Below are 14,732 nucleotides of genomic sequence, written 5' to 3' on the forward strand. Positions count from 1 at the left end.
TAAGCCGCCGTTCATTTGTGCAGCCCGGGATCCAATCCTCGGCGGCGAGCCCGGTCCGATCCGCCGCGAACACGTTCCACACCTCGAGATCGATCGCGCCACCGGGACGAAGGCTGGCATCGCGATCGGCGGTCGGGAGAGGCGAGGGGCATGGGAACTCGTAGAATTATATGTTCTCATATGTTCCGCCTCGCCGGAGGATTCGTTAAGGACCTGATCGGCGCGTCAGAGCAGATAGTGGTGCAGCGACCACCCCGTGTCGGGTCGTCCGGCCGGCGTCCCGGCGACGATGTCGGCCACCACCTCGGCAAGCCGCTCGGCCCGCACGCCCGTCATGTCGTCGGTGGTGAGCAGCGCGTCCTCATGGCCGGCAGCGGCGTAGGCGCGTCGGCGCTCGCGCCAGTCGCGCGCATAGTCCTGGCGATCGAGCATGCCGAGATGCTCCCAGTAATAGGTCCTTCCGTGCGCCTGCACGACGAAGTCGGGATGGACCGTCACGTCGCGCCCGTCGAAGGGCAGCACGAGCGATCCCTCGTAGGTGAAGGTTAGCTGACCGGCGTCGCGGGCGGCGACTAGGGCCATGTAGATCATGTATTCGATCTTCGACCGGACCCGTACGCCCTGCTCCGGCTCGAACAGGCGCGCGGAATCGAACGGCCGCGCGAACACCGACGAGTTCCGCTGGGCCAGGACCGAGCGCTCGCGCGCCACGGCGAGCGGATTGGCGCGGTCGGACCGCTCGACCAGCATGGTCAGGCGCGTCTTCGAGCGGGTCATGGCGGTGTAGACGAGCTCGCGCGATAGCAGAGCGCGCCGCTCGGGAATGACGACCAGCACCTCCTCGAACTCGCTGCCCTGCGCCTTGTGCACCGTCAGCCCGTAGGCGAGCTCGAAGTCCTCCGCGTCCATGCGCTGCCAGTCGAACCACCATTCGCTCTCCGGGAAGAACGCCTTCCAGCCCTTGGCACCGCCGCACAGAACGCCGACCGAGCCGTTGGAAAGCTTCAGGTCCATCTGCCGCGTAACGCGGTCATACCAATACAGGTTCTTGATCCGCACAACCTTGTCCGAATGGACGAAGCCGTCCGCTTGGCGACGCTGATCCGCCTTCGCGTCGGCCCGATAGGCATCGCGCATGAAGTTGCTCAATCCCAACGAGCCTGTCACGCCACCCCGGTACGGCGAGAGCAGCTGGACGCGATCAAGCGCCAGCGCGGCGGCGTCGTTGTTCGGGACGTGCCCACCATCGTAGAGGTTGAGGAGCAAATTGAACGCCTCCTGCGGCGAACGCGCCGCGTGGTCGGGCACCGCCTGGTCCATCGTCGCGGTGACGAAGTCCCTGACGTGAGACTGCATCTCCGCCGCGTCCGAGAAGTACCGGAGCTCCAAGCAGTCGCTGATGCGGCCGCCCTTGCGCATGCGGTCGTAGAGCTCCTCATGGTAGCGGTTCCCGCCGGCGAAGAGATGGGCGGCCTCCAATACCGTCGGATCGTGTCGCTGGCGGCAGTTGGCGGTCAGCCGGATCGTGTTCTCGGTCTGATACTCGGGTGTCCGGCGAAGGTGCGAGATGACGTCGTTGAAGGGCTTGCCGCAACCGATCGGCGGGAGCTGGTTTTCGTCCCCGACCAGGATCACCCGGAGCGTCGTGGTCGGCTGGTGAACCTCTATCGCCCGGAACAGAAGCGCCAGGTGGTAGAGGTTGACCATCGACATCTCGTCGACGACCAGATTGTCGAACGGCTCGAAGCCCTTCGAGCGCGTCATCGACTTCAGATCCGCGCCACCGTCCAAATAATCACGCAGTCCGGAGCGCCAGATCCAACGGTCGATCGTCTCCGCCTGCCAACCGGCGTCGTTGGGTGCCGCCTCGTTCAGGCGCAGGGCCGCCTTGCCCGTGGGCGCCAGCACGATCGTACGCTCGTTCGCGGCGTCGAAACGCCTGAGCAGCTCGGCCACGGCCTGGCTCTTGCCCGAACCCGGACGCCCCGTGGCGCAGTAGAGGCGCCGGGTCATCGCGCCGTTCATCATAGACATGCGCTCCGCGGCGAAGCCCTCGACGTCGAAATCCCTGATCCCGGAAGCGAGCGCCGCCGACTCCGCGGCGACGTAGCCGCCGATCCAGGTCAGGTCGGCCTTGACCGGCTTCTGCCCCAGCCGGCCCGTTACGAAACGCATCACGACCTGCTCCGCGTCCCATGCGCGCTGCAGGTAGAAGTAGTGGCCGCCGTCCACCAACTCGACGTGGAGCCGCTGCCGGAAGTGGGCGAGATGCCTGTCCGAGAGGAATTGCGCCTGGGTGACCTTGAGGCTGTCGCGGTAGAATAGCGGATGGGCGGCCGCATGCTCGACCAGGCCGGCGGTGGACATGAAGCTGTGCCCCTGGTCCTCCGCCGCGGCCAACGCCTCGTGCGCGAACGCGCGCAGCCGCTCCGGTCCAGTCACCGTGAGGTCGTGGAGATCGTCGCGGCGATCCAGGTAGCGATGATCCGGGAACATGCCGATGTCGATCACCGCGTAGTCGATCGGTCCGTCGCTCCGCTGCTCGCGGTCGAGGTCCTCGCGATCCTCGTCGCCATCGTCCGTCGCGGGCACGTAGCTCTCGGCCAGGACATAGGGGTTCGCGACGATGTCGCCGGGCGAGACCGCTAGGCCCCCGAAGGCGTGCGGGCCATCGTCCTCGGGAAAGAGAACGCGCCCCACCTGTCGCGGCGTGAGCGTGAACAGGGTGAGCTTGCGGAGCAGCCCGGACAGGTGCCGGTTGTCGCGGAAGCCCGCGCGCGCGTCCCGGATCGTCGCCTTGTGGCCGGCGAGCGCATCGGGCACCGCGCCCTTGGCGGCGATCAAGTCGAAGGCGGTGTCAAGCAGGTCGGCGCCGGCGGGCAGCGAGGTGCGGAGCGCGTCCGCCAGGGCGGGCCCCCGCGACCCCTCGACCTCGTATTCGCCCTCGGATAGGTCGGCGAGTACGTTCAGGACCGATCCGAGCCCCGGGTAGAGGCCGCGGTCCTCCCAGGCTTCGGCGATGTAGTCCTCGACCCGGTCGACCATGCCGTCGACGTCGGCGATGCCGTGCTCCTGGGCGCGGGCCAGCGCCCGCTTGAGCTTGTAGAGGAGCGCGAGCGCGTGGTCGTCGTGCACCTGCTCCGAGACATACTTGAAGTTGGGAAGCTGCGCGGGTTCGTCGATCAGCACGCGGATCTCGGCGAGCTTCCCCTCGTCCTCGGGATGGGCGGCGATGTGCCCCAGGTATTCGTGGTAGGGCAGCCGGACGCCGGCCACGCCCTCGTGCGAGAGCCGGATCGCCCAGTTCATCGTCGGGAAGTTCTTCATCCCGTCGCCGCCGCGAAGGCGGTCGAGCTCCTCGTCGTCGAAGGCGAAATCGCCCGAGCCGGCCAGCTCGGTAAGCCGCGCACAGCCGACGAGGGCATACTTGTACTCGTCCGCCGAGATCGGATTGTCGTAGTTGAGGTAGAGGAAGACCAGCGACCTGCCGGCCTTCAGGCGCGCCACGAACCGGGCGATGCGGTCCTCAATGTCGGGAAAATAGCTTCCGTGCCTCTTGTAGGAGGCGTGGGTCATCGAGAGGCGGAACGGCCAAGTGTAGAGCGAGGCCGGCGGAAGCGTACCCTCGATGCGCTTATCGTCACGGTATCTGGCGAAGGGATGCCGGTGCAACGTCGCGGTCGGCGCGGGCGAGAACGCTGACGACGTCCAGAAGCACGGCGGCTGGTAGTCGGGCAGGTCGGCGTCCAGCGCCGCGCAGGGGCGTTCGCACTCGACGCGCTTCTCGCGGGCCAGCCGCTCCGAGAGCAGCGAATGGCTCCCCGTGCAGTAGCTGTTTCCCGCCGGATCGTCACATACGCGACCATCCCAGCCGCGGTCGTGCCACGCCATGCGCGCCGTAATGTGCCAGGTCATCCACCCCCCTATTCGGGCCGGATGGTAAGGCTTCGAGGTCAATTCGCAAGGTCGCACTGACGGTCGGGACGGCGCTATCGCCGCCGAAGCGACCGGAAGGTGACGGACCACGGAGAAGGTCCATCCCGGCGGAGGGCATGTCCGGCGGGGCAGTTCTCCATGCGTATTGCGAGAAGGTGGACAATATCTACAAGGGCGGTCCAGACGAAGGTCGACAGCTCGCCAGCAACCTTCGCGAGCTGCACGCTTGCCAAAGGAGTGACGGGCGTCGCAAATCAACCTGTCAGCCAGTCAACGTCTACTTTCGAGGGCATTTGACCACAAGCTGCCAGTCCGCTGCCGGCCCCAAACCGGTCATTCGTCGTCGTAGCAGCGAGCTTCTGGCTCTTGCGCGAGGCGACCTCAATCAATGGGAACGATACGGCTGATGGTGGCTTTGCTCACGCCTGTGATTCGCGCGAGTTCGCGCACGCTCTCTCCTTCCGCCCTACGCTCGGCAACGAAGGCACGTTGATCGGCCGAGAGCACATGCTTGCGGCCGAATCGCACGCCGCCGGACTACATCTGCCGCGCCGATTTCTTCAATGCCCGCCTTGTGCGGCCTTTCCGGGCTGGGTTCGGTCGAATGGGACCAGCCGCGGGGACCATCGTGACGCTACGCGTTCTCCATTCCTGAGCACCCATATCATTGCAACGCGGCAATGCCAGCGGTAAATGGCGTGGAGTCGAGGGGAGCGTAGCTATGAAATTTGGTCCGATGTCCAATTACGATAACTCAAACGCCGGCCTTAGGGCTTACTCGAAAATTATCAATGATATGAATAAGGCGTTTCAGGAAGCCACAGGCAGGTCTTTACCCGAATATTCCGATTTGACCGCAATTGAACGATTTAAAAAAATCCTAAATCATTACATCGACGAAATTCAGGTGAACAAAAATGAATCAAATAATCTGATCAACTCCCTACGCTCGACATCGTCTCAACAGCCGATCCTTGCAGAAATGATCGATGATGGACTGCTTTCAGCAGAATCCATATCTTCAACGCATCGCGAGATCCTCGTCCCCGTTGAAATTGACGACGCTTCACCGAATGCCTTCAAGAACGCCTGCCGCGAGGAGGCGCGCGATCGTAGCCGCGGTGATGTATACGACCTGCCGCTGAACGAATTTTTGCGTGGCGTGATCAACAGGGTCGGGAGCACGATGGGGTGGAAGCGGCGAATGAACATCGGTGCGAACCGCCATTTTCCCCGAATGGTGCAGTGGCTGCGAGAGCTTGAAAGCGAGACCGCTTGTGAAGACGGGAACGGCTTTTGGCTGCTGAATCAGAGCGGCGCCGGTCGTATCCGAGAGAACCCCGTGGATCCCAGCATCTTGAAGATCCGAATTGATCCAGCCTATCTGTGAGGCTACACTAGCTCAGGTATTAATTTTTTTGAATCAACAGTGGGGGACTGCTGCATGCCGATGACTGGCATGCTCCGCTGCATGGACGTGTTGTGATTGAATGCAGGTAAATCCGCCGAGATCAATTTCAATGGGAGTTTATGCCGCCCCCTAGGGTTATTGAGTTGGGGGGCATTTTCGCGACTCAAATATACGTAAATTCAATATTTCTCTGCATCATTTAAATACCGCTGGGCCCCATAAGGTCGCTGCAGTTACGGCGCTGGTGCGATCCGGGAGGACTTTCACTCCCGAGCAGAAATTGGCTTTTACGCGATTAGCCACCATGCCGTCCAGAAGAAGTCTATTCTGCTCACAAAATACGGCAATCTCTGCCAACCCGTCTCATAAATCAAAATATATGAGACGATATTTATGCTCTGAAATTTCAATACGTTGACTGTCTCATAATATAGTCTCATAATACATAAATGATTGTTGGCTACGCGCGCGTCTCAACTGATGGACAAACTTTAGATAGCCAAATCGAACACCTCAGGGCCGCCGGCTGCGAGAAGCTTTTCCAAGAGACGGCAAGCGGCGCCAAAACTGACCGAAGACAGCTGCGAAAATGCGTAGCCGCCTTGCGAGGCGGTGACACGCTTCTCGTCGTTCGGCTTGATCGCCTGGCCCGCTCGACACGCGATCTGCTCAATATTCTCGCTGAGATCGCCGAACGCGGCGCCGCGTTCAAGTCCCTCGGCGACGGCTGGGCCGATACGACGACACCGCATGGCCGTCTTATGCTCACCGTACTTGGTGGCCTCGCCGAATTCGAGCGAGAGCTGATCAGAACACGCACAGGAGAAGGCCGCATTCGCGCCAAGGCGCGCGGCGTGCGATTCGGCCGTAAGCATGCGCTATCGGCTGATCAGCGTGCCTTCGTTGCCAAGCGAAGGGCGGAAGGAGAGAGTGTGCGCGAACTCGCGCGAATCACAGGCGTGAGCAAAGCCACCATCAGCCGTATCGGGCCCATTGAGTGAGCTCGCCGTTGCGCCAGAAGCTCGCTGCGACGATGACGAATGACCGGTTTGGGGCCGGATGCAGACTGTCGGCTTTTTAGCGCTGGTGCAGGACTAACATATGTCGAACGGTTGGAGGCTTGAATCGGCGACAACTGGTCGTTCGTCGAGTGGGACGCTCGATCCTCGGTGCAGTCTAACCAGTGCCGCGCGACCGCACTGGACCCCGGTAGCTTCCCGATCCTGGCGGCGGACACGAAGCGCATGATAGATTTTCTGACGGTCGACGGAGAATAGTCCATGGCGTTACTCGAATACCGGCCCCGTCAGCCCCTCTATCATTTTACTAGTCCCGCCGGCTTCGAAGGTATCCTGAAATCGAAGGCGCTCTGGTTCAACGACCTGACGCAGATGAACGACCCTCGGGAGTTGGAGTTAGGATTCGAACAATTCATTGAAGCGCTCAAGGCGGTCCGCCATAACGAATACAAAGGTCATCGAGGCTTCTTCCTGTCGATCTTGGCCGGCAGGCTGACGGCATTGCGAAAAAGCCATCAAGCTTTCTGCTGTTGCTTTTCTCTGGTCGAGGACGAACTCCCATTGTGGAACGAGTATACTGGATATGTCGGGTTATCGATCGGGTTCAAGCCGACCGCGATGAATGACATACAAGCCCGGTTGCAGCAGGCAAACTACCTCTCTGACAACACACCGGGAGCCTTCCGGTCGAAGGTTCTCGAGATAGCGGCTATTTTCGATCGCGGTGATGGCGTTGCGAATGAGCAGTTCTGGACGCAGGCCTCCGTGGGCGCCTTTGCGGCCATCACTGCGCTCAAGCATCACACCTGGGCCTATGAACGCGAAATCCGGATGATTCATTTGCAGACCAAGGAGGAGCCAAATCCGGGGGACGGCGTCTTGGTGTCCGATGACGGCGAGGTCAATGAGTGGATCACCCCTTTTACCCGCACCGGGGCCAGTGGCGAGGTGAGCTACCTGCCGTTCCAATTCGGTCGGTACCGGGACGGCGACGACAAGCATCGTGGCGCGATCGAGCGGGTAATTATCGGTCCGAAGTGCACTCTGTCCATAGATGATGTCGCCGGCATGCTGGCTGCAAACGGCTATAACGGCGTCGAGATCGTTCACTCCGAGTGCCGCATCCGGAAGTCCGTCGCGACTGCAGGAACCTGATTGTCCTATAAGAATCGGTTATCCGCGGCCTGGTGTGGAATCGTCAACACCAACGCGTTGGCGTCTGGCCTTTAGATCGCGAACCGAAAACTCGGCAGCGGCCATGTCAGCCGCTTCGACGACCTTGATCTGCGGTTCTAGGTCCGCTTTGGGGCCGTGAGCGGACTGGCGGCTTGTAGGCGATGAGCGTCGAAAGCGGACGTCCGGAAATCTTTTGCCTAGGCCGGACTTGTTGCGGGGTTGATTGGTCAAACCACCAGTTCTGTGTGTTAACGTCCTTTATCACACCTAGGAGGGCTTCGTGGTCGACCAGGTCCGAGTCAAGAGGCTTCCGCCGTTCCCCTCCCGTGCAACCGTGATCGCTGCAGCCAACATGTTGAAGGCCGAAGGTCACTCGGGCTTCGAAGCCCTTCGTCTGGAGTATGATCTTCAGCATACCGACGCCGGACTGGGTTCAGGATTGATGGCGCGGGCAACGTCCCTGGCTACTTACGCATTGCAAAATCCTGAGGTCCGCACCCCCGAAGGCATCCCACTGCAATCCGCCATCGTCGCGCGAGCAGGCGAGCACTATCGAAGCGGCATCCAGGTGAATATCGGCGAGAAGGAACGTGAGGCCTTCAAGCTCGCGTCGTCGCGCGATGGCAGCCTCAATGACTTGACCGAGTCCGGCGAGGATGTCGTCAGCATACGCGACGGTTTCGTGGAAAGAAGGCCAGCGGCGCCGATGAAAGGCCAGCAGTCTCAATGGGCGCCGAAGGCGCAACCAGAGCGTTCGAAGCGTGTCTTCATTGTGCACGGCCACGACGACAACATGAAGCTGTCCGTTTCCAACTTTCTGATGGCCATCGGTCTGGAGCCAGTCATTCTGGCTGACCAGGTGAATGCCGGGAAAACGATCATTGAAAAGTTCGAACGTGATGCTGATGTCGGCTACGCTGTCGTGCTACTTTCGCCCGATGACTACAGCCCCCAAGGGGGTGATGGGCGCGCCCGACAGAACGTCATACTTGAGTGGGGCTACTTTATCGGTAGGCTCGGCCGGTCGCACGTCTGCGCGCTGAAGCGCGGCCATGTGGAGCTGCCTTCGGACCTCATCGGGATGGTGTGGGAGAACTTCGACGAATACGGCGGATGGAGGCGGCGTCTGATCAAGGAGTTGATCGAAGCGGGGGTCGCGGTCGACCAACACAAAGCGAGCATGGCATGACCCAACTGGTCACATTACCCGATAGCTTTCTGCCATCGGTCATGACGAATGCGGGGCCGGGAGCGGACGGTCCGCTGCCGGATTTCCCAATACCAATAGCTGCATCGGAGCCTTTGCTGCCGGCGTCTGGAATTGACCCTCAGGCGGAACGCCGGACCGCAAGTTATATCCATCTGAAGGGTGTCAATGGCATCAACCGACCACACTGCCGGTTGTAGGCAAGACTATCGGAGCACGTAAGATCAATCCCGCCATTCCGCGCAGAAGCGGTCTTGCAGACGTCGTCCCTTTGCAGCGCTTCTGCGATGGGCTAAATGGGTTCGGTACAAAGGGTCAGAGGCGCAGCGGGTGAAAATAGCGGAATTCGGAGCGAAGCTATGGAGCCTCTGCCACGTTCTGCGGGACGACGGCATTGTCTATCATAAGTATCTGGCTGAGTTGAGTTATCTGCTCTTCCTCAAAATCGCGGAGGAGACGAGCGCCGAGGACGAGCTGCCCGAGGGTTGCCGCTGGAGCGACCTGCGCGCTCACGCCGGCCCAGGGATGCTTAGCTTCTATCGCAAGATGCTGACCAATCTCGGCGAGGATGTCGGCAACAACGATATCAGCCGTATCTTCGCATTCCCGACTACGGTCTTTTCTCACGACGAAAACCTCGCAAAGGTGTTTCGGTCGATGGACGAGCTCGACTGGCACGCGGTGGGGTCGGATCGGTTCGGAGACGTTTACGAATATCTCCTGCGTGAGAGCTCGGAGGGGCGGGCGGGCGCGGGCCAGTACTTCACGCCGCGCGCTCTCGTTGATTGCTTAGTCGAGCTGATGCGACCGGTGCCAGGTGAGGTAATACAAGATCCGGCCGCGGGCACCGGCGGCTTCCTAGTCTCGGCGCAGCGCTACCTGCTCGCGGCTGCCGAGGATGGGCCCCCTGCGATCTTCGAAGGCGTCGAGATCGAGCGTGACACCTGCCGCCTCTGCCTGATGAACTTCTTCCTGCACGGCATGGACGGCCGGGTCATTAACGGCGATGCGCTCACCGATGACGCCTTGAGCCTCAAGCCGGCCGACCTGATCCTCGCAAACCCGCCCTTCGGCAGCACGGGCGGCGGCGCGCGGGCGCGCCGCGATGATTTCGCGATAGCCACCTCTAACAAGCAATTGTTGTTCCTGCAGCACATCTACCGGTCGCTTAAACCCGGCGGCCGGGCCGCCGTAGTGGTCCCGGACAACGTCCTGTTCGAAGCCGGCGCCGGGCGGCGCGTGCGCCAGGAACTGTTCGAGACCTCGGACGTTCACACCATCTTGCGCCTGCCCGTGGGCATCTTCTACGCCACGGGCGTTAGCACTGTGGTCCTCATGTTCACGCGTCGTGCGCCAACGGACCGACCGATTGGGAACCGGCTGTGGGTTTATGATCTGCGAAGGACGGCCCAGCGCTATGGACGTGGGGTTCCTTTTGATGCGGCAAGCCTGTCCGGATTCAAGGCGTTCTACGGCGTCGATCCTCTCGGCCGAGCTCCTCGCCCAGAATCCGGCCCCGCCTTCAACTCCTGGTCCCGCGAGGAGATAGTCGCCCGGAACTACGACCTCGATCTGGTTCGCGATCCAGTCGGCGATGTCGTGGATGCTGATGTCGGAGGTCTCGTCAGTATGATCGCTGAACAGCTTCGAGAGGCGTTGAGCGAGGCCGAAAGCCTCGGCCTAGACCTGGCAAGTCTGCGTTCGCCCGCAGATCCGACCGCAACGTGAGCAAGCCGCGCTGGCCCGTTCCCGAGCATTGGGCTTGGGTGACGATCGCCGACATCGGCGAGGTCTATGGCGGTGGAACGCCGCCCGTGCGCCAAGCCGCCAATTTCTCCGATGATGAAAGCATACCCTGGGTGACGCCGGCAGATATGTCGGGCCGAACGGGCGCTTACATACGACGGGGGCGACGCAATCTCAGCCAACTTGGGTTGAGTAAATCCTCCGCGCGGCTTCTGCCGTCCGGCACAGTCATTTTTTCGTCGCGCGCGCCTATCGGCTATTGCGCCGTCTCCGCAAATCCCATCACGACCAGCCAAGGCTGCAAGAATGTCGTGCTGAGGCCGGAGCATGTGCCTGAATATCTCATGCTCTACCTGCGGCACTCGCGGGCCTATGCGGAGAGCTTGGCGAGCGGCACGACGTTCCTGGAGCTGTCCGCCGCGAAGATGAAAACCGTGGCGGTTCCGCTCCCGCCGCCGGAGGAGCAGGCGGTCATTGTGGTCGCTCTCGATTATCTGCTAGGCAAAATCGAGACGATCAAGGGCCTGCTTCACTCGGTCCCTCACATGGGCAACTCCGAAACGGAACGCCTTCTCTCGGAGGCCCATGACGGACGCTTGACCGAAACCTGGCGCCGTCGCGCGGGCGCAAAGACCGGCGTCGCGACGCAGGCTGGCTCGGAGACATCCACCGACAGCGGGGCCTTCGCGTTTGAAGAGGTGGAGGTCTCCGAAATGCTCGCCATTCCCATCCAGAACGGTCTGTCCATTCGGGGACAGGACACACCGCCAGGTATTCGCGCCTTGCGCCTCAGCGCTTTGCGATCAATGCGGGTTGACCTGGATGACGTTCGATATCTTCCCATCCCGACGGCACGCGCCACGCGATATGAGTTGGCGGCCGGAGATGTTCTCATCAGCCGAGGCAACGGAACCAAGTCGCTGGTGGGGCGTGCATCACTGACGGAAGCGCCGCACGAGCTGACCATCTATCCAGACACCGTTTTTCGGCTGAGAACGGATCCGACGCGCGTGCATCCGGCTTGGTTGGCGTTCGTCTGGAACGCGCCTCAGGTCCGGCGCCGGATCGAACGCAAAGCTAGGACCACGACGGGAATCTGGAAAATCCGGCAAGCCGACGTCGTTGACCACAAGCTCCCCCTGCCGTCGATCGAGGAGCAACGTGAAATTGTCCGCATTCTGCACGGATCGCTTGGCCGCATCGATGCGCTGACGAAGATTGCGACACAGGCGCTCGACAACCTTGAGAAGTTGAGGGAAACGTTGCTATCGCTGGCGTTTCGCGGTGAATTCGCCAAGGATGCGCTGGAGGGGTTGAGCCGAACGACGCTCGCGGAGTTGCGGCTGCGGGCCGTGAACGCGGAGAAGGATTGGGCGTCGGCTCCCGCCAGCCCTCAGCAGGAAGGACCGGTAAAAGTGAGTCGTATCCTGAAATCCATTCTGGACCCCGATGTGCGCGACAAGCCCTATCTGGCTGACCTGCTGAAATCCGGCGATGAGGAAAGCCTGTCCGCCAAAGCCCTTTTCGCCCTGACAGAGTTGTCGGTTGCCGACTTTTACAAGCAGCTGATGTGGGAGCTGGGGCGTCGTCATCTAGTCGAGAACGGCGACGGATTTCGGGCTGCCCCATGAGACTTGACAGGGCCGCGATTGACGGCTTCCGCAACTTGAACGCCTTCGAGATCACCTTCGACAAGCGTCGGCTGACCACGGTCGTAATTGGCGAAAACGGATCAGGGAAATCGAACCTCATCGAAGCCTTGGTGGAGATCTTCCGGGCCGCCGATCTCAACACGAACGTGCATTTCAGGTTCGAGGTGGAGTATCGGCTGGGCGCCAACAAAGTCAGCCTCTCGAACCTGACAGGCTCCATCGTGGCCCAGTTCAACGGCGAGGATTGGGCACGGTCGGTTTTCGACGAGCGTCGCGCCGACATTCTGCCCGACATGGTTTTCGGCTATTATTCAGGCAGCAGCCGCCGTCTGGAGCGACTGTTCGACGAGCACCAGCGCCGATACTACGATGCGATCAAGACCAACGAGGACGCCGAGGCCTGCCGCTCGGCCCTGGTCGAGCGTCGGCTGTTCTACTGCCGACCCATCCATGGGGTCTTCGCCCTAGCGGCCTTCTTCGGCTTCCCCGATCATGAAGTGCTGGCACTCCTGGGAGAAAAGCTTCGGATCGGCCGTTTCGGATCCGCCCTAGCGCATTTCCGGGAGCCTTGGTTCGCTAAATCCAAGCCTCGCGCCGTGCGCAACCCCTACACGCTCTGGGGAGCCGCTGGACCGGCAGGTGCCTGTGCGCGGGCATGGCTGGACGTCGCCTATCACCCGATTGACCTCGAAGACAATCCAAAGGACGACTATCGCGACAAGGACGAGCGAGAAGCGCAACTGGCCTGCTTTGTCCGATCCGAGCGGGACATGGCGCGGCTGGCGGCGAACTATGCCAACGACGCCGAAATGTTCACAGCCCTGGAGGCGGCGGACATATCCGACCTCTTCCGAGATCTGCTGCTTTGGGTTTCCCGCGCGGACAGTGAGGGCGAGGTTGGTTTCTCCGAACTCTCGGACGGCGAGCGCCAACTCCTCATGGTTCTGGGCCTGACCCGAATCTCGCGCGGCAAGCGGGTTCTCTTTCTACTCGACGAACCGGACACCCATCTTAACCCGGCGTGGCAGCTCGACTATCTGAAACTGATCGAAAAGTGGACCGGTGAGGGTGAGGAGGCCGACAACTGCCAATTCATTCTGACCTCGCACAATCCTCTCACCATCGCCGCGCTCCGCAAGGAGGAGGTCCGAGTGATGGCGGGTCGTAGTGGCGCGATCCGGGCCTACGAACCCCGCGTCGACCCAAGGGGCCTTGGCTTCTCCGGCGTCCTGATGGATGTGTTCGGTCTTCCGAGCGCTGTCGATGAGCCTACGAAGGCGCTCATGGCCGAACGCAACGCCCTCATGCGGATGCCTGACCCGTCTCCCGAACAGGATGCGAGACGGGAGGAACTGACGTTTGAACTGTCGAGGATGGGCATAACCTACGATCATAAGGACGCTCTCTATCGGGAGTTCCTCAAACAGTTCGATGCCGCCGAGCTGCGCAGAGATCACCCCCTCACCGCCGAAGAGTTGCAAGCCATCTCTGAGGAGTCCGACAGGCTGGTAAAGGAAATTCGCGAGGGACAATGATTTACGTCAAACGCGACCTTACCAAGGTCGATGCAAGCGTGCTCGCCGCCGCCGCAGCAGCAGCCACCGCGCTGGAGGCCATCACCGATGAGGCGGCACGCAAGGCGTTCATCAAGGACAATAGCGGCATCTGGACAGCGTTCCGGCCCGCCTTGCTGGAAATGTCCCATCGAAAATGCTGGTACTCGGAGGCCTTCGAAGCCGTCTCCCGGTATGATGTCGATCACTTCCGTCCAAAGGGGAAAGCGAAGATCAGTCAGACCGAAACCAGCGAGGGCTATTCTTGGCTCGCGTTCGATCCAAACAACTATGTCTTGGCCGGCGCTCTATGCAATCAGGCGAACCGGGAATACGCCGAATCGACGGTCGGCAAGGCGAACTGGTTTCCGCTCTACGACACAACGAAGGCGGCCACCCTTGCCGCGCGCGACATCAGCAGTGAGGCGCCCATCCTGCTGGACCCTACGGTCAAGGGCTCAGGGGATCTGCTTGAGTTCAATGAAGCGGGCGAAGTGCATCCCAATAGATCGCTGGAGCCGGACTATCAAAAGCAAGTAGATTGGGCGATCAATCTGCTGGGCATCCGGCAGAGCCAGCTCAACGACGCGCGTCGCTTTCATGTGCGACCCTACCGGCGCTCGATCGAAATCTACAAGGATATCGCCAAAAAGGCTCCACCGGCCCGGACTGCAGGTGAACAGAGAAGCCTCAAGGGGATCGCAGAAGACCTCATTGAGGCGAGTCGGTCGAAATCCCCGTTCAGCGCCACGATCCGGGCGCTGCTTCAGGCCGAGGGCCTGCCCCAGTTCATCGTTCGCGACGAGTTGAGTTGATATGCTGGATGAATTCCACGCTCTCATCGCAAGGGGGCATTTGGTGATCGATGCGAGAAACCTCATTGCAAAGTCCGCTTCTGGGAGATTGGACCTCGGCTCGGAATAACCGGAAAGAGGGCGAAAGGCGCCGACGTGCCTTGCCTCGCTAATGCCCGCTTTTGGGCCGCCGCCGTTGCCAGATCAATGGCCGAAATGGGGGCGCAAAGCGGGCATC

At 61.2% G+C, this 14,732-nt stretch carries 10 protein-coding genes; 8 read left to right on the forward strand and 2 right to left on the reverse strand.

Going from position 1 to position 14,732, the window contains the following annotated elements; all coding sequences use genetic code 11:
- Positions 1-225: 225 nt before the first annotated feature.
- Positions 226-3,915, reverse strand: a complete 3,690-nt coding sequence (locus V5G24_RS08955; RefSeq protein ID WP_394085541.1) for an ATP-dependent DNA helicase — start codon at positions 3,913-3,915, stop codon at positions 226-228.
- A 402-nt stretch (positions 3,916-4,317) separates the two neighbouring features.
- A complete protein-coding gene (locus tag V5G24_RS08960; RefSeq protein ID WP_509292301.1) occupies positions 4,318-4,464 on the reverse strand; it encodes a helix-turn-helix domain-containing protein in 147 nt (48 codons plus the stop codon).
- Between the two features lie 193 nt (positions 4,465-4,657).
- On the opposite strand from V5G24_RS08960, the gene V5G24_RS08965 reads away from it, so the two are divergent.
- The 8 genes from V5G24_RS08965 (at position 4,658) to V5G24_RS09000 (ending at position 14,515) form a co-directional block, all read left to right on the forward strand.
- Complete coding sequence (locus tag V5G24_RS08965) at positions 4,658-5,326, forward strand: hypothetical protein (protein ID WP_394085539.1); 669 nt, start codon at positions 4,658-4,660, stop codon at positions 5,324-5,326.
- Positions 5,327-5,796: 470 nt separating this feature from the next.
- Positions 5,797-6,348: a recombinase family protein gene (locus tag V5G24_RS08970; protein WP_394085537.1), complete on the forward strand. Its 552-nt coding sequence runs from the start codon at positions 5,797-5,799 to the stop codon at positions 6,346-6,348.
- Positions 6,349-6,627: 279 nt separating this feature from the next.
- Positions 6,628-7,521 (forward strand): hypothetical protein, encoded by an 894-nt coding sequence (locus V5G24_RS08975; RefSeq protein WP_394085536.1) that lies wholly within the window; start codon positions 6,628-6,630, stop codon positions 7,519-7,521.
- A gap of 301 nt (positions 7,522-7,822) precedes the next feature.
- The gene (locus V5G24_RS08980) at positions 7,823-8,731 is read left to right on the forward strand and encodes a TIR domain-containing protein (RefSeq protein ID WP_394085535.1); all 909 of its coding nucleotides are present in this window, start codon (positions 7,823-7,825) and stop codon (positions 8,729-8,731) included.
- A gap of 348 nt (positions 8,732-9,079) precedes the next feature.
- Positions 9,080-10,477: a class I SAM-dependent DNA methyltransferase gene (locus tag V5G24_RS08985; RefSeq protein WP_394085534.1), complete on the forward strand. Its 1,398-nt coding sequence runs from the start codon at positions 9,080-9,082 to the stop codon at positions 10,475-10,477.
- Positions 10,478-10,515: 38 nt separating this feature from the next.
- Complete coding sequence (locus V5G24_RS08990; protein WP_509292302.1) at positions 10,516-12,126, forward strand: restriction endonuclease subunit S; 1,611 nt, start codon at positions 10,516-10,518, stop codon at positions 12,124-12,126.
- Entirely contained in the window at positions 12,123-13,682 is a 1,560-nt protein-coding gene (locus V5G24_RS08995) for an AAA family ATPase (RefSeq protein WP_394085532.1), read from the forward strand. Before V5G24_RS08990 ends, V5G24_RS08995 begins: the two co-directional genes overlap by 4 nt.
- A complete protein-coding gene (locus V5G24_RS09000; RefSeq protein WP_394085531.1) occupies positions 13,679-14,515 on the forward strand; it encodes a hypothetical protein in 837 nt (278 codons plus the stop codon). The genes V5G24_RS08995 and V5G24_RS09000 overlap by 4 nt, the downstream gene beginning before the upstream one ends.
- Positions 14,516-14,732: the final 217 nt, after the last annotated feature.

It is taken from the genome of Roseixanthobacter finlandensis, from assembly GCF_043195105.2.
GTDB lineage: Bacteria > Pseudomonadota > Alphaproteobacteria > Rhizobiales > Xanthobacteraceae > NCEH01.